This window comes from Bacillus sp. SN1 (assembly GCF_002796895.1).
In the GTDB taxonomy this organism is placed as follows: domain Bacteria; phylum Bacillota; class Bacilli; order Bacillales; family Bacillaceae; genus Bacillus; species Bacillus inaquosorum.
The window spans coordinates 1-14,522 of sequence record NZ_PHIE01000006.1; the positions used below are offsets into that span (position 1 = coordinate 1).

General features: G+C 46.0%; 16 protein-coding genes and 1 other RNA gene. 11 read left to right on the top strand and 6 right to left on the bottom strand.

Annotated features, from left to right (window positions below; all coding sequences use genetic code 11):
• Positions 1–144: 144 nt before the first annotated feature.
• The gene (locus CVV77_RS18045; protein ID WP_100276119.1) at positions 145–678 is read right to left on the bottom strand and encodes a GbsR/MarR family transcriptional regulator; all 534 of its coding nucleotides are present in this window, start codon (positions 676–678) and stop codon (positions 145–147) included.
• 284 nt (positions 679–962) lie between these two features.
• Here CVV77_RS18045 and opuBA point away from each other — a divergent pair, with 284 nt between their 5' ends.
• The 4 genes from opuBA to opuBD are packed head-to-tail and all read left to right on the top strand — an operon-like array spanning position 963 to position 4,405.
• The gene (opuBA, locus tag CVV77_RS18050) at positions 963–2,108 is read left to right on the top strand and encodes a choline ABC transporter ATP-binding protein OpuBA (protein ID WP_100276120.1); all 1,146 of its coding nucleotides are present in this window, start codon (positions 963–965) and stop codon (positions 2,106–2,108) included.
• Between the two features lie 14 nt (positions 2,109–2,122).
• Positions 2,123–2,776, top strand: a complete 654-nt coding sequence (gene opuBB, locus CVV77_RS18055; RefSeq protein ID WP_100276121.1) for a choline ABC transporter permease OpuBB — start codon at positions 2,123–2,125, stop codon at positions 2,774–2,776.
• A gap of 11 nt (positions 2,777–2,787) precedes the next feature.
• Complete coding sequence (gene opuBC, locus CVV77_RS18060) at positions 2,788–3,708, top strand: choline ABC transporter substrate-binding lipoprotein OpuBC (protein WP_100276122.1); 921 nt, start codon at positions 2,788–2,790, stop codon at positions 3,706–3,708.
• 16 nt (positions 3,709–3,724) lie between these two features.
• The gene (gene opuBD, locus CVV77_RS18065) at positions 3,725–4,405 is read left to right on the top strand and encodes a choline ABC transporter permease OpuBD (protein WP_100276123.1); all 681 of its coding nucleotides are present in this window, start codon (positions 3,725–3,727) and stop codon (positions 4,403–4,405) included.
• Between the two features lie 43 nt (positions 4,406–4,448).
• On the opposite strand, the gene CVV77_RS18070 is transcribed toward opuBD, so the two are convergent.
• The 4 genes from CVV77_RS18070 to rghR form a co-directional block, all read right to left on the bottom strand.
• Positions 4,449–6,149 (bottom strand): methyl-accepting chemotaxis protein, encoded by a 1,701-nt coding sequence (locus tag CVV77_RS18070; protein ID WP_100276124.1) that lies wholly within the window; start codon positions 6,147–6,149, stop codon positions 4,449–4,451.
• Positions 6,150–6,280: 131 nt separating this feature from the next.
• Positions 6,281–6,607 carry a catDE operon transcriptional regulator CatR gene (gene catR, locus CVV77_RS18075; RefSeq protein WP_003220037.1) on the bottom strand — a complete coding sequence of 109 codons (327 nt, stop codon included), beginning with the start codon at positions 6,605–6,607 and terminating at the stop codon, positions 6,281–6,283.
• Positions 6,608–6,698: 91 nt separating this feature from the next.
• Positions 6,699–7,118 (bottom strand): helix-turn-helix domain-containing protein, encoded by a 420-nt coding sequence (locus CVV77_RS18080; protein WP_100276125.1) that lies wholly within the window; start codon positions 7,116–7,118, stop codon positions 6,699–6,701.
• Between the two features lie 28 nt (positions 7,119–7,146).
• The gene (gene rghR / locus CVV77_RS18085) at positions 7,147–7,554 is read right to left on the bottom strand and encodes a transcriptional repressor RghR (protein WP_100276126.1); all 408 of its coding nucleotides are present in this window, start codon (positions 7,552–7,554) and stop codon (positions 7,147–7,149) included.
• 152 nt (positions 7,555–7,706) lie between these two features.
• Between rghR and CVV77_RS18090 the strand changes: the two genes are divergently transcribed.
• Positions 7,707–7,940 carry a helix-turn-helix domain-containing protein gene (locus CVV77_RS18090; RefSeq protein ID WP_003220031.1) on the top strand — a complete coding sequence of 78 codons (234 nt, stop codon included), beginning with the start codon at positions 7,707–7,709 and terminating at the stop codon, positions 7,938–7,940.
• A gap of 39 nt (positions 7,941–7,979) precedes the next feature.
• Here the strand turns inward: CVV77_RS18090 and CVV77_RS18095 are convergent, their stop codons facing one another.
• Positions 7,980–8,750: an alpha/beta fold hydrolase gene (locus CVV77_RS18095; RefSeq protein ID WP_100276127.1), complete on the bottom strand. Its 771-nt coding sequence runs from the start codon at positions 8,748–8,750 to the stop codon at positions 7,980–7,982.
• 150 nt (positions 8,751–8,900) lie between these two features.
• Between CVV77_RS18095 and secG the strand changes: the two genes are divergently transcribed.
• The 6 genes from secG (at position 8,901) to CVV77_RS18125 (ending at position 14,493) form a co-directional block, all read left to right on the top strand.
• On the top strand, positions 8,901–9,131 hold the full coding sequence (gene secG, locus CVV77_RS18100) for a preprotein translocase subunit SecG (RefSeq protein WP_003220028.1): 231 nt from the start codon (positions 8,901–8,903) through the stop codon (positions 9,129–9,131).
• 131 nt (positions 9,132–9,262) lie between these two features.
• Positions 9,263–10,003 carry an alpha/beta hydrolase gene (locus CVV77_RS18105; protein WP_019259481.1) on the top strand — a complete coding sequence of 247 codons (741 nt, stop codon included), beginning with the start codon at positions 9,263–9,265 and terminating at the stop codon, positions 10,001–10,003.
• A gap of 18 nt (positions 10,004–10,021) precedes the next feature.
• Positions 10,022–12,361 (top strand): ribonuclease R, encoded by a 2,340-nt coding sequence (gene rnr, locus CVV77_RS18110; RefSeq protein ID WP_019259480.1) that lies wholly within the window; start codon positions 10,022–10,024, stop codon positions 12,359–12,361.
• A 144-nt stretch (positions 12,362–12,505) separates the two neighbouring features.
• Complete coding sequence (gene smpB, locus CVV77_RS18115; RefSeq protein WP_003220025.1) at positions 12,506–12,976, top strand: SsrA-binding protein; 471 nt, start codon at positions 12,506–12,508, stop codon at positions 12,974–12,976.
• Between the two features lie 176 nt (positions 12,977–13,152).
• Positions 13,153–13,515: a transfer-messenger RNA gene (gene ssrA / locus CVV77_RS18120) on the top strand.
• A gap of 183 nt (positions 13,516–13,698) precedes the next feature.
• A complete protein-coding gene (locus CVV77_RS18125) occupies positions 13,699–14,493 on the top strand; it encodes an SDR family NAD(P)-dependent oxidoreductase (RefSeq protein WP_100276128.1) in 795 nt (264 codons plus the stop codon).
• Positions 14,494–14,522: the final 29 nt, after the last annotated feature.

Here is a 14,522-nt window from a genome sequence, read left to right on the forward strand (position 1 = left end):
ACTTCAACCGGATAACTCACTCTTGTCTCCATAGAAAAAACACCTCCAAGTCTAATTTCGGATAACAATCATCCGTTTTCAAACTTGAAGGTGTTTTTTATTTGTCTCATCTTATGGGGTCAGTCCCAATGACAGGGCGTTTTTTTACGGCTTCGGCACATATTTAAAAATCTCTTCACTCTCAAAAAACTCAATCAAACGCCCGAGCCAATTATAATAATCGAGCCATTCCTTTAGTTCCTTCAGCAGCTCATTCACTTTTTCTTCCGCTTCAGGGGTAAGCTCCTCATCCAAGACGCTGAGCAGCTCCCGATTGAGTTTTTTATGCATCATTTTGTTTTTGCTGACGACTTTGCTCCAAGTGGTTGAAAACAGCGTGATAAACGTTTGATAGTAGTCCTGCTCAACCTCATATAAATCTTTTCGCACGCCCTTTTCGAACACTTTCTCGGCGATGTTGGCATCAAGCATTTCCCGCACAACCTGGCTCATGCGTGTTTTGCTCATGCCGGTCGCTTCAGATAATTCGGCCAGCGTCATCGGTTTTCGATTCATATAAATAATGCCCAGCACACGTCCAACGGTAGAGGGCATTCCAAATGCATGCATGTTTTCCGCGATTCTTTCTATTAAATGGTCCTCGGCTTGTTCAATGATCGTTATCGGATCTTTCTCCAACGGTTTCAATCCTTTCAGCTAACAATTCCGATGTCAATATACCACATTTTTGATGCGGCGGAAATGCCGCAACAAGAGAATTTGGCAGGAAAATGGAGCAATAAGGAGATCATTACAGGTCAATGCGGGTAAATCAGCGTTTATACATACTTTATAAATAATATGAACAAATTGTAAACTTTTTATTTTATAAACTTTATTCTATAATGGGAACCATTCAATTGTCTGAAAAATTAAATACAAACTGAACGAATTGAATAAACTTAACTTTGGAGGTGCGATGTTTGCTGACATTAGAAAATGTCTCGAAAACATACAAAGGCGGCAAAAAAGCCGTGAACAACGTAAATCTTAAGATTGCAAAAGGCGAATTTATCTGTTTTATCGGCCCGAGCGGCTGCGGAAAAACGACAACAATGAAAATGATTAACCGATTAATTGAGCCTTCTGCCGGCAAGATTTTCATTGACGGTGAAAACATCATGGAACAGGACCCGGTAGAGCTTAGGCGTAAGATCGGCTATGTCATTCAGCAGATCGGCCTGTTTCCGCATATGACTATTCAGCAGAACATCTCACTTGTCCCTAAGCTGTTGAAATGGCCGGAGCAGAAGCGGAAAGAGCGGGCGCGTGAGCTTCTAAAATTGGTCGATATGGGGCCAGAATATTTAGACCGTTACCCTCATGAATTAAGCGGGGGGCAGCAGCAGCGAATAGGTGTATTACGGGCACTTGCCGCGGAGCCGCCGCTTATCTTAATGGATGAACCGTTTGGGGCACTCGACCCGATTACGAGGGATTCCCTCCAGGAAGAATTTAAAAAACTGCAAAAAACCTTACATAAAACCATCGTATTTGTTACCCACGATATGGATGAAGCGATTAAACTGGCAGACCGGATTGTGATTTTAAAAGCGGGAGAAATCGTTCAAGTCGGAACGCCCGATGACATTTTGAGAAATCCGGCAGATGAATTTGTTGAGGAATTTATCGGCAAGGAGCGGCTGATCCAGTCATCCAGCCCGGATGTGGAACGGGTTGACCAGATTATGAACACACAGCCTGTGACGATCACCGCGGATAAAACGCTTTCTGAAGCGATTCAGCTAATGAGGCAGGAGCGTGTCGATTCACTGCTTGTCGTCGATGACGGGCACGTTCTGCAAGGCTATGTGGATGTTGAAATCATTGATCAGTGCCGGAAAAAAGCCAATCTCGTAGGAGAGGTTTTACATGAAGATCTTTACACAGTATTGGGTGGCACACTGCTGCGCGACACGGTCCGCAAAATTTTAAAACGGGGTGTTAAATACGTCCCTGTTGTGGATGAAAACCGGCGCTTAATCGGAATTGTGACGAGAGCGAGTCTGGTCGACATTGTATATGACTCTCTCTGGGGAGAAGAAAAGCAGCTCGCGGTATTGTCATAGGGAGGCGATAAGTTGTGAATCATATTGTTCAATTTTTGCAAACCAACGGGGGCGAGCTCCTTTATAAAACATATGAGCATATCACGATATCGCTCATTGCTGTTATTTTAGGCGTACTCGTTGCCGTACCCCTCGGAGTTGTGCTTACTAGAATGAAGAAGGGCGCCGGCACCGTTATCGGTATCGTCAATATCATTCAAACGCTGCCGAGTCTGGCGATTCTCGCCTTCTTTATTCCGCTCCTGGGTGTCGGGAAGGTTCCAGCCATTGTGGCATTGTTTTTCTATTCTGTATTACCGATCCTCCGCAACACGTATACCGGCATTCGCGGCGTCAACAAAAATCTGCTCGAGTCTGGCAAAGGCATCGGCATGACGCCGGCTGAACAAGTCCGCCTGGTGGAGCTGCCGCTTGCCGCGCCTGTGATCATGGCGGGAATCAGAACATCGACGATTTACTTAATCGGCTGGGCAACGCTCGCTTCCTTTATTGGAGGCGGCGGTTTGGGTGATTACATTTTTATCGGACTGAATTTATATCAGCCGGAATATATCATCGGGGGCGCGGTGCCCGTCACGATATTGGCAATTGTAATAGATTACGTGCTGGCAGTGAGTGAACGAAAACTGACACCTGCCGGCATGCAGAGATTGAAGGAAGTTTCATAAGGAGGCGGCTCATGAAAAGAAAATATCTCAAATGGATGATCGGGTTAACGCTAGCAGCAATGCTGACGTTGAGCGGCTGTTCACTTCCGGGTCTCAGCGCTGCTTCAGACCAGACCATTAAAATCGGCGCGCAAAGCATGAGCGAATCAGAAATTATCGCCAGCATGCTTGGGCAGCTGATCGAACATCATACTGATCTCAAAACAACAACCATTAAAAATCTCGGCTCCAACGCGGTGCAGCAGCAGGCCTTAATGAACGGGGAAATCGACATTGCGGCCACAAGATATACGGGAGACGCGCTGACAGGAACGCTGAGAATGGAACCTGAGAAAGATCCGGACAAAGCGCTGGCGCTGACACAGCGGGAGTTTAAAAAAAGATACGATTTAAAATGGTATGACTCCTACGGGTTTGATAATACGTATGCCTTTACGGTCAGCAAGGAACTGGCCGATCAATATCATTTAGAAACCGTATCAGATGTTAAAAAATGGGCGCCGCAATTAAAGCTCGGTGTCGATAACTATTGGATGAAGCTCAAGGGAAACGGCTATAAAGACTTTACGAAAACCTACGGCATGACATTCGGCGGCACGTATCCAATGCAGATCGGGCTTGTGTATGACGCGGTGAAGAGCGGAAAAATGGACATTGTGCTTGCGTATTCGACTGATGGAAGAATCAAGTCCTATGGTCTTAAAATGCTAAAGGATGATAAGCAATTTTTCCCGCCGTACGACTGCTCTCCGGTTGTTCCGGAACAAGTGCTCAAAGAACATCCTGAGCTTGAAGGCGTCATTCAGAAAATGATCGGGAAAATGGACACAGCCACAATGCAGGAGCTCAACTATGAAGTCGACGGCAATTTAAAAGAGCCTTCTGTCGTTGCCAAGGAATATTTAGAAAAGCATCATTACTTCGAATCATGAAAGGGGGAAGAAACCAATGAATGTGCTTGAACAGGTCATGACGTATTATGCGCAGAACGGCAGCTACGTCATGGAAGAATTCGGCCGGCACTTTCTCATGTCGGCTTACGGCGTTTTGTTTGCCGCTGTCGTCGGGGTTCCGGTCGGAATCCTCGTTGCGCATTTTCGCCGTTTGTCAGCCTGGGTGTTCGCCGTAACAAACGTTATTCAAACAATCCCGGCACTCGCCATGCTGGCCGTCTTGATGCTTGTCATGGGGCTCGGCGCAAACACGGTGATTGTATCATTATTTCTGTATTCCCTTCTGCCGATTATCCGAAACACGTACACAGGCATAGTCAGCATTGAACATGCCTACTTAGAATCGGGAAAAGCAATGGGCATGACGAAATTCCAAGTTCTCCGGATGGTTGAGCTTCCGCTCGCGCTTTCTGTCATTATGGCAGGCTTGCGCACGGCTCTCGTCATTGCCATCGGGATTACAGCAATCGGCACATTTGTCGGAGCCGGCGGCCTTGGAGATATGATCGTCCGTGGCTCAAACGCGACAAACGGAACAGCGATTATTCTCGCCGGCGCGATACCGACTGCGGTGATGGCGGTTGCAGCTGATTTGCTCATGGCCTGGCTGGAGCGGGCATTAAGTCCGGTAAAGAAAAAACGAACCAGAGCGAAACGCGTTCAAACAGCTGCATAGAATAGAAAAAGAGGCTTGGATGACTCCAGCCTCTTTTTTCTCTTTAGATTGTAAACTGATTCATCTTCTCATTAAGCTCCTTCGCCAGCTGCTCAAGCTCCTCAGCATTCTGGAGCACTTGATCCATGGAATGGGCGGACTGCTCGGTAATCGAAAATGTTTCTTCAATGCCGGCGGCCGACTCTTCAGATACAGAAGCGATATTTTCAATCGATTGATTGATGGTAATCGATTGGTTTGTTAACTGCTTCAGGCCATCCGTTACTTCCTTAATGCTGTCTGCAACGTGAGTGACCGATTGTCTGATATGCTGCATAGCTTGTCCGGTGTCTGTCAGGTTTTCTGTTCCTTTTTCGACTTCTGTAAAGCTGCTTTCTAAGTACCCAATGACAGTGTGGATTTCCTGCTGTGTCCCGTTGACAATCCGGGTAATATCCTGGACAGAATCAGAAACGCCGTCAGCCAGCTTTCTGACCTCCTCTGCCACAACGGCGAAGCCTTTGCCGCTTTCTCCTGCGCGGGCAGCCTCAATTGCGGCGTTAAGTGACAGCAAATTCGTTTGCTCGGCAATGCCGTTGATGACCTGAACGAGCTTGTTGATATCCTGAGAATGCTGTTCCAGTGATCTCACTTTATGCACGGCCTCCTGAACGATATGATGGATGGTTTTCATTTGCTGTAATGACGTATCCATATTTTCGTTTCCGCTTACTGCGAGTTCGAGGACGTTTTGAGACGTATCGCTGATTGTGATGCCGCGATTATAGGCTTTATCAATGCTTTCGGTGAACTCATTCATCGATTCTGCAATCGTCACGGCGTCTTGGGCCTGCTGTTCAGAGCCTTCAGCCATTTCGTTCATTGTTTCGGTAATATGTCTGCTGCCGGATCTCGTTTCATTCGTTGCGGTTGCCAGCACTTGTGAGGAAGAAAGAACCCGGCTTGATATTTCTTTGGAGTACCCGACAATATCTCTCAGATTGCCTACCATTTTTTGCAGTGCCTCGTTCAGATCGCCGAGTTCGTCTTTTGAGTTGAGCGGCTCCATGTCATTCGACAGATCTCCCTCGGCAATATGATTGGCAGACTCCTTCATGCGAATGATAGGCTTTACAATGTTTCGCGTGATATAAAGCCAGATGAAAATACTGATAATGATCGAAGCTGCCAGAAGCAAAGCAGTGTAAATGAGCCCTTTATGGTATACGTCCTTCGTTTCTTTTACCGCTGTGTTGCTACCTTCTTTATTAAAGTCAACGAGCTGAGTGACTGATTTTTTCATATCCTCAAATCTGGCCTCAGTCTGCACCAATAAACCTCTTGCTTTGTCCATATCATTCGTGCGGCCGCTTTCTATAATTTGCGCATGAATATCAGTATAGGTGTTTACTTCAGTTTGAAGCTGCTCAAACAGTTTCTGTTCTTTGTCAGTGGAAATCGTTTTTTCGTAGCTATCAAGCTTTTGATTGATGTCTTCAAGGATCTGATTCATGTCTTGTTCAAGCGTATCCATTTTGCTTTTGTCTGTGAAAATCAGAAAATCCTTTTCTTTAGAAGACAGATGCTCGGTCAAATAATTAATCGAAGTAATTTCTTTGATGCCGTCAATCCATTTTGTGTTGATTTCATCTGTCTTTTGAATGATGTGCTGCATATTAAAAGCGCCTATTCCGCCTATAAGTAAATTGATCAGGATCAGTGTCAAAAATACCAGGCTGAATTTGCGGGAAATCGTCAGTCGCATATAGTGGTCTCCTTTAGAAACGTAATGTGTGGATGTACTATATATCGGCTGAGAAATCGTTTTTTCACTGGAAAATAAAAAATAAAAAACGGCTCCTTTTCTCGTCTTTGAGATCAGAACCGTTTTAGCAATTAGTCAAGAAAGGAAGGGTCAATCCAATCCGTTGCCCATTTTGAAATCTCACCCAAAATGGGGGCTAGCGCCTTTCCTTTATCGGTCAATGAATATTCGATGCGAACCGGAGTTTCCGGGATGACATCCCGCTTCACCACTCCTTCAAGCTCAAGTTCTTTCAGCCGTTCTGACAGAACTCTGCCGCTTAGATTTGGAAGTGCTGCTTCAATTTCGCTAAATCGCTGCGACCCGTTCAAGAGCTGAAATACGATCAAAGCGACCCAGCGTTTACTCAAGATGTCGACTGCTTTTTCAAATCTAGGACACATTTCTGATTGGTTCATACTTTTCACCTCGTCTGTCACTATTATAACGCAAATAACGAGGGAAGGTATGCAAGCGTGATTGATAAAATGCAGAAAGAGAAACAGGGGATTATGAGGAAGAGGCGCGTTTTTTCGCTTCCGAAGCTAAAAAATCGAAGTATTTGCTGAGATTTTCAATATCCTGCTTTGAGAGATGTTCCCATTTTTGGCTGTTGAAAATCGGAAGGTGCTCCGCTCCGCGAGTGACAGCCGTCTGGTAAATGTTGTAAATGGACTGGTAGCTTTCCGAAGCCTCGCGGATTTCTTCTGGAAAGGCTTGAATATGACCAGCGGCAGCCATCAGGTTTTCGTAGGGCACTTTCAGTACAGCCGCCAGTTTTTTGATAGTGGCAGGTTTTGGCGTGCCGCGTTTGCCGTTTTCAATTTTTGAAATGGTGGCCGAGCTGATGCCTGAGTACACCGCAAGCTGATTCACTGTCAGTTTGCGGGCGCGGCGCAGCTCCCGTAATTGCTGTCCGAACGGTGACATGGTGATCGCCTCGCATTCCTATCAAGAGTTAGTCATCAGCAGACCGTTTTTTGGCTTCGTCTGATATAAACGAAAAATAATGATCCAGCATGAGCAAATCCTCTTTATTGAGATATTGCCACTTTTCGTTCTCAAGAAGAGCAAGGTTTTTCAGGTCATAGGCCTCCGCTTTTTCAAGCAGCTTGCACCTCGTTTCATAAGGAGCTCTGTCCTCATGCACTTCTTCGATGTAACCAGCCTTATACATAAGCCCTTCATAAGGGATTTTTAAGGCTTCCGCCAGTTTTTTGATGGTGGCAGGTTTGGGAACGCCCCGTTTGCCGTTTTCGATTCTGGAGATGCCGGCCGCGCTTACGCCAGAATAAGTCGCCAGCTGATTGACTGTTAACTTTCTCTCTTCGCGCAATGCCCGCAATTGTTCGCCAAAGCTTTCCATATGTCTCACCCCGTCCCTCACTGTTACTCATATTTTAGTATGTTTATTGACTAAAGGGAATAGGTAGGCTGGAAATGTATTGACAAAAGTTAACATAAGCCGTAATGTAAAAGTATAGAAAAAAGTTTTTTCAGGAACGGAAGGTGAGGAAAGTGCCAGTAGAAAAGATACAGATTAGACGTGATTATGTCTTGCAGTATATGGTCAATAACGATTATTCCCTTAATCAGCTTGCGCTGGAAATCGGAGTCTCACCCGCCACACTGAGCCGCGTGCTGAATGGAGAAAGACGGCCGGGGCAGCTTGTGATCGGTAAAATGCTTCACTATTTTAATTTGAAATTTGAGGATCTTTTTTACTATGATTTTATTGACAAAAGTCAATAAAGCGACAAAAAACGCAAGGAAGCCAAGCGTTTTCTATTCCTATGAATGATGTGTCAGCACAAACCCTGTCACCAGTTCGTTGCATGTTTTCCATTGTTTTGTCGGCAGCTGATGCCCCTGATATTCCAATCTGAAAAATTCGGCATGGCTGCAAGCTTTGCGGTAATAGCCTGAGGCTGGGAAGGTCCAGTCCCGCAGGCCGCCATACATAAACAGCATGGGCATGTGTAAATGGGGCAGCTGTTCAATGCAGTTGTAACGGAGCGAATCCTGATAATATTGATGCCAATGGGCAAGGTCTGCTTTTTTCATATGGCCTGTTAATAGGTTTCGAAGTTCTTTGTTTTTTGTATGGCTGACGGCGAGGATTTTTATGAGCAAACCGGCGTTTTTCTCAAGCAGATACATCCCCGTCTTGTGTATCTTCTCTCCGATTACGTTATGGACAGCCGGGTAAGCGCCGGACAGAACAAGATGTGACACTTTGTCCGGGCGGGTAAAGCCGATATGCTGGGCGATTAAGCCACCGGCGGAATATCCGAACAACACAGCATTATCAATGTGCAGAGCGTCCATGAATTGCACGATCTCATCTGCGTAATAAGAAATAGAGGCGGGCTGATCCGCGTGATCACTGTCGCCGTGGCCGCTTAAATCGGGAAAAATCACCCTGAAATGCTCGGAGAGAAGGCGCTGATAATAAAAGACCATACGTCCCATGCCCGGCGGGTGGATAAAAATGATAGGAATTCCCTGTCCATATTCCTCATAATAAAGATGTTTTCTGCTGGCTATGCTGATAAGGGGCATCGTTTTTCTCCTTTTGACCTTTTCATATGAATAGGGTAACCAAGATAAAACGTCTTATCCGGCCTTTTGGCGTCTGATACAGCGTGACATGCCAACCCTTTTCATGTAAAATAGAAGTAATGTAGGCCAGTGAGTCTGGAGGTGTAAGGGATGCACGCGGTTTTGATTACCTTATTGGTTATCGTCAGCATTGCACTTATTATTGTCGTTTTGCTTCAATCCAGTAAAAGCGCCGGATTATCTGGTGCGATTTCAGGCGGAGCGGAGCAGCTCTTCGGGAAACAAAAAGCAAGAGGTCTTGATTTGATTTTGCACCGCATCACGGTTGTGCTGGCAGTCTTGTTTTTCGTGTTAACGATTGCGCTTGCTTATATCCTATAGGGCAATGTTTGTATAAGGTCTGATGTGAAGTCAGGCCTTTTTCACGTTTCTGGCTGATATTCAGAGCGTTTTTTTCTGATCAAACTGTGGAAAACTAAAATGATCGTGCAGATAGAAAGGGAGACATGAGCATGAAAGTTGTGACACCAAAACCATTTACATTTAAAGGCGGAGACAAAGCGGTGCTTTTACTGCATGGCTTTACAGGAAATACAGCGGACGTACGAATGCTGGGACGTTATTTGAATGAACGGGGCTATACGTGCCACGCGCCTCAATATGAAGGACACGGCGTTCCCCCTGAAGAACTTGTACATACAGGGCCTGAAGACTGGTGGCAAAACGTGATGGATGGCTATGAATACTTAAAATCTGAAGGCTATGAGAGCATTGCTGCCTGCGGACTGTCGCTTGGCGGGGTTTTTTCGCTGAAATTGGGTTACACTGTACCCATAAAGGGAATTGTCCCAATGTGCGCGCCAATGCATATTAAGAGTGAAGAGGTCATGTATCAGGGCGTCCTTTCATACGCTCGCAATTACAAAAAGTTCGAGGGGAAAAGCCCGGAGCAAATTGAAGAAGAAATGAAGGAATTCGAAAAAACGCCGATGAATACCCTTAAGGCGCTGCAAGACTTAATTGCCGATGTGCGAAACAATGTCGATATGATTTATTCACCGACATTTGTGGTGCAGGCCCGTCATGATCACATGATTAATACCGAAAGCGCAAATATTATTTACAACGAAGTGGAAACTGATGAGAAACAGCTGAAATGGTACGAGGAATCAGGCCATGTCATTACGCTCGACAAAGAACGTGACCTCGTCCATCAGGATGTGTATGAATTTTTAGAGAAGCTCGATTGGTAATCAACAGGAGGTCGGATAATGGAAAAAGAAGCATTTATGGATAAGCTTCTCTCGTTTATGAAGGAAGAGGCGTATAAGCCTCTGACCGTTCAGGAACTTGAGGAGATGTTAAATATTACGGAAGCCGAGGAGTTTAAAGAGCTTGTTAAAGCGTTAGTCACTTTGGAAGACAAAGGGCTTATCGTACGGACGAGAAGTGACCGCTACGGCATTCCGGAGAAGATGAATTTAATAAAAGGAAAGATTTCAGCACATGCAAAAGGATTCGCCTTTTTGCTGCCTGAGGATACGTCATTAAGCGATGTGTTTATTCCGCCTACTGAGCTGAATACGGCAATGAACGGCGATATCGTCATGGTTCGGCTGAATTCACAGTCAAGCGGCTCAAGACAGGAAGGGACCGTCATCCGCATTTTAGAAAGAGCGATTCAGCGGGTTGTCGGTACGTATACAGAAACAAGAAACTTCGGCTTTGTCATTCCGGACGACAAAAAAATCACGAGTGACATCTTTATCCCGAAAAACGGGAAAAACGGAGCGGCGGAAGGGCACAAGGTTGTGGTCAAGCTGACGAGCTATCCTGAAGGCCGCATGAACGCAGAGGGCGAGATTGAAACCATTCTCGGCCACAAAAATGATCCGGGCATTGATATTTTATCGGTCATTCATAAGCACGGCCTGCCGGGAGAATTTCCTGCTGACGCAATGGAACAGGCATCAAGTACGCCTGACACAATTGACGAAAAAGACCTGAAAGACCGCCGTGATCTCCGTGATCAGGTGATTGTCACCATTGATGGTGCGGACGCGAAGGATTTGGATGATGCAGTTACCGTGACGAAGCTTGATGACGGAAGCTACAAGCTTGGCGTTCACATTGCTGATGTCAGCCATTACGTAACCGAAAACTCGCCGATTGACAAAGAAGCGCTTGAAAGAGGGACGAGTGTGTATTTGGTTGACCGAGTCATCCCGATGATTCCGCACAGACTGTCAAACGGCATCTGTTCCTTAAATCCGAAGGTTGACCGCCTGACACTTTCTTGTGAAATGACAATTAACAGTCAGGGACAGGTGACGGAGCACCAAATCTTCCAAAGTGTCATCAAAACAACGGAAAGAATGACTTATTCAGATGTGAATAAAATTCTTGTTGACGATGATGAAGAGCTGAAACAAAAATACGAGCCTCTCGTTCCGATGTTTAAAGATATGGAGCGCCTGGCAGAAATTCTGCGCGATAAGCGGATGAACCGCGGCGCCGTTGATTTTGATTTCAAAGAAGCGAAAGTGCTTGTCGATGACGAAGGCGCGGTTAAAGACGTTGTCATCAGAGAACGCTCTGTCGCCGAGAAACTGATTGAAGAATTTATGCTTGTGGCGAACGAAACGGTAGCGGAGCATTTCCATTGGATGAACGTACCGTTTATATACCGGATTCACGAAGAGCCGAATGCTGAAAAGCTGCAAAAGTTTTTAGAGTTCGTGACGACATTTGGCTATGTGGTGAAAGGAACGGCGGGAAATATTCATCCGCGCGCGCTGCAAAGCATTCTGGACGCTGTGCGTGACAGACCTGAAGAAACCGTTATATCTACTGTCATGCTCCGTTCGATGAAACAGGCGAAATACGACCCGCAAAGCTTGGGGCATTTTGGTCTGTCAACGGAATTCTATACGCATTTCACATCACCGATTCGCCGTTATCCGGACTTAATCGTCCACCGTCTGATTAGAACGTACTTAATCAACGGCAAAGTCGATGAAGCGACACAGGAAAAGTGGGCTGAACGCCTGCCGGATATCGCCGAGCATACCTCAACAATGGAGCGCCGTGCAGTTGACGCCGAGCGTGAAACGGATGATCTGAAAAAAGCGGAATACATGCTTGATAAAATCGGTGAAGAGTTTGACGGGATGATCAGCTCAGTGACAAACTTCGGAATGTTCGTCGAGCTGCCGAATACAATTGAAGGACTCGTCCACGTCAGCTTTATGACGGATGACTACTACCGCTTTGACGAACAGCATTTTGCGATGATCGGCGAGCGGACAGGCAACGTCTTCCGCATTGGAGATGAAATCACAGTCAAGGTTGTCGATGTCAACAAAGACGAGCGCAATATCGACTTTGAAATCGTCGGCATGAAGGGCACTCCGCGTCGTCCGAGAGAACTGGACAGCAGTCGGAGCAGAAAACGCGGAAAGCCAGCCAGAAAGCGCGTCCAAAGCACCAATACGCCTGTTTCTCCAGCTCCGTCTGAGGAAAAAGGGGAGTGGTTCACTAAGCCGAAGAAGAAAAAGAAAAAACGCGGCTTCCAAAACGCGCCGAAACAGAAACGGAAAAAGAAGAAATAGCAGCTCAACCAGCAAATAGGGCCACAGCGCTCTATTTGCTTTCTTTCGGAAACAGCTTTTCATTGTAGCGGTACGTGACATTTGGTAAAATAGAGCGTATCGCAAAAGGTGGACAGTTTTTCCTTAGAGAGAGGAGGTTCTGGCATGCCAAAAGGGTCAGGAAAAGTATTATCTCAAAATAAGAAAGCCAATCACGATTATTTTATAGAAGAAACCTATGAAACAGGCATCGTTCTGCAAGGAACCGAGATCAAATCGATTCGCGCTGGCCGCGTAAACCTTAAGGATTCCTTTGCCAAAATCGAACGGGGAGAAGTGTTTCTTCACAATATGCACGTCAGCCCGTATGAGCAGGGAAACCGCTATAACCACGATCCGCTCCGGACGAGAAAGCTGTTAATGCATCGTAAGGAGATTAATAAGCTGATCGGGTTAACAAAGGAAAAAGGCTATTCCCTCGTTCCGCTGAAGCTGTATCTGAAAAACGGCTTTGCCAAAGTGCTTCTCGGCCTTGGAAAAGGGAAGAAGAACTATGACAAACGGGAAGACCTGAAGCGCAAGGACGCGAAGCGGGAAATCGAAAGAGCGTTCAGAGACAGTCAAAAAGGCTTCTAAAGGCATAGTGCTTGATTCAAAAATCAGGCCTGTGCTATACTGTGTTCACGATCAGATCATAATGCTTTTCATTTCAAGGATTTGACAATTGAAAAGAACCGTGATCGTGTTATAATAAGACTATAGCCAGTTTGAGTGAGAGCTTGATATTTTCTCCCGTATTTCCCTTATAACAAGGGGACGTTACGGATTCGACAGGGATGGATCGAGCTTGAGCTGCGAGCCGAGAGGCGATCTCGTAAACACGCACTTAAATATAACTGGCAAAACTAACAGTTTTAACCAAAACGTAGCATTAGCTGCCTAATAAGCGCAGCGAGCCCTTCCTGACATTGCCTATGTGTCTGTGAAGAGCACATCCAAGTAGGCTACGCTTGCGTTCCCGTCTGAGAACGTAAGAAGAGATGAACAGACTAGCTCTCGGAAGGCCCGCCCGCAGGCAAGAAGATGAGTGAAACCATAAATATGCAGGCTACGCTCGTAGACGCTTAAGTAATCGATGTTTCTGGACGTGGGTTCGACTCCCACCGTCTCCATACATACTGACAATAAAGCAGAACCTCTTTGAGGGTTCTGCTTTATTTTTTCTCCAGATCACAGGCACCAAAAAGTGCGTACTTCCATTTCAATCCCAGCTGTTTCATACTGATTGCAGAGCAGATGTTTCACCAAACGCATTTCTGTCAATAAATAAGAGGAATCAAAAACGGAGGGATGAACGAATGAAGCTGAATTTACAAGGAAAAACCGCACTGGTGACTGGTTCGACATCGGGGATCGGAAAAGCCATTGCCTCTTCGTTAGCTGAAGAAGGCGCGGCAGTGATCATTAACGGACGCCGGGAAGAGAAAGTGAATCAGACGATAGATGAATTGAAAACACAACATTCTGAAGCGGTCCTATATCCGGCTGCATTTGATTTGGGAACAGAAGAAGGCTGCAATGAGCTGTTTCAGGCATATCCAGAGGTTGATATTTTGATCAACAATTTAGGGGTTTTTGAACCGGCGGAGTACTTTGATATTCCCGATGATGAATGGTTTCGTTTTTTTGAAGTGAACATTATGAGCGGGGTAAGGCTGACACGCAAGTATTTGCACAACATGATAGAGAAAAAAGAAGGGCGCGTGATTTTCATTGCCAGTGAAGCGGCGGTTATGCCGTCACAGGAAATGGCCCATTACAGTGCGACGAAAACGATGCAGTTGTCCATTTCCCGCAGTTTGGCGGAGCTGGCAACCGGCACGAATGTGACGGTCAACACCGTTATGCCGGGCTCTACCTTAACAGAGGGTGTGGAAACCATGCTGAACTCGTTGTATCCTGATGAAAACCTGACTGTTCAAGAAGCTGAGGCACGTTTTATGAAAGAAAACCGGCCGACATCCATTATTCAAAGACTGATCCATCCGGAAGAAATCGCCCACTTCGTTACATTTTTAAGCAGTCCGCTTTCCTCCGCGATCAATGGCGCGGCGCTTCGGGTGGACGGCGGTTTGGTTCGCAGTGTCTTTTAAACCTCTCCTTTTGGGAGAGGTTTTTTTAG

What these genes read in the sequence shown, in the direction of transcription:
- opuBC (WP_100276122.1), top strand. Translation starts at nt 2,788, where the DNA reads ATGAAAAGAAAATATCTCAAATGGATGATCGGGTTAACGCTAGCAGCA.
- opuBD (WP_100276123.1), top strand. Translation starts at nt 3,725, where the DNA reads ATGAATGTGCTTGAACAGGTCATGACGTATTATGCGCAGAACGGCAGC.
- CVV77_RS18070 (WP_100276124.1), bottom strand. Translation starts at nt 6,149, where the DNA reads ATGCGACTGACGATTTCCCGCAAATTCAGCCTGGTATTTTTGACACTG.
- catR (WP_003220037.1), bottom strand. Translation starts at nt 6,607, where the DNA reads ATGAACCAATCAGAAATGTGTCCTAGATTTGAAAAAGCAGTCGACATC.
- CVV77_RS18080 (WP_100276125.1), bottom strand. Translation starts at nt 7,118, where the DNA reads ATGTCACCGTTCGGACAGCAATTACGGGAGCTGCGCCGCGCCCGCAAA.
- rghR (WP_100276126.1), bottom strand. Translation starts at nt 7,554, where the DNA reads ATGGAAAGCTTTGGCGAACAATTGCGGGCATTGCGCGAAGAGAGAAAG.
- CVV77_RS18095 (WP_100276127.1), bottom strand. Translation starts at nt 8,750, where the DNA reads ATGCCCCTTATCAGCATAGCCAGCAGAAAACATCTTTATTATGAGGAA.
- secG (WP_003220028.1), top strand. Translation starts at nt 8,901, where the DNA reads ATGCACGCGGTTTTGATTACCTTATTGGTTATCGTCAGCATTGCACTT.
- CVV77_RS18105 (WP_019259481.1), top strand. Translation starts at nt 9,263, where the DNA reads ATGAAAGTTGTGACACCAAAACCATTTACATTTAAAGGCGGAGACAAA.
- rnr (WP_019259480.1), top strand. Translation starts at nt 10,022, where the DNA reads ATGGAAAAAGAAGCATTTATGGATAAGCTTCTCTCGTTTATGAAGGAA.
- smpB (WP_003220025.1), top strand. Translation starts at nt 12,506, where the DNA reads ATGCCAAAAGGGTCAGGAAAAGTATTATCTCAAAATAAGAAAGCCAAT.
- CVV77_RS18125 (WP_100276128.1), top strand. Translation starts at nt 13,699, where the DNA reads ATGAAGCTGAATTTACAAGGAAAAACCGCACTGGTGACTGGTTCGACA.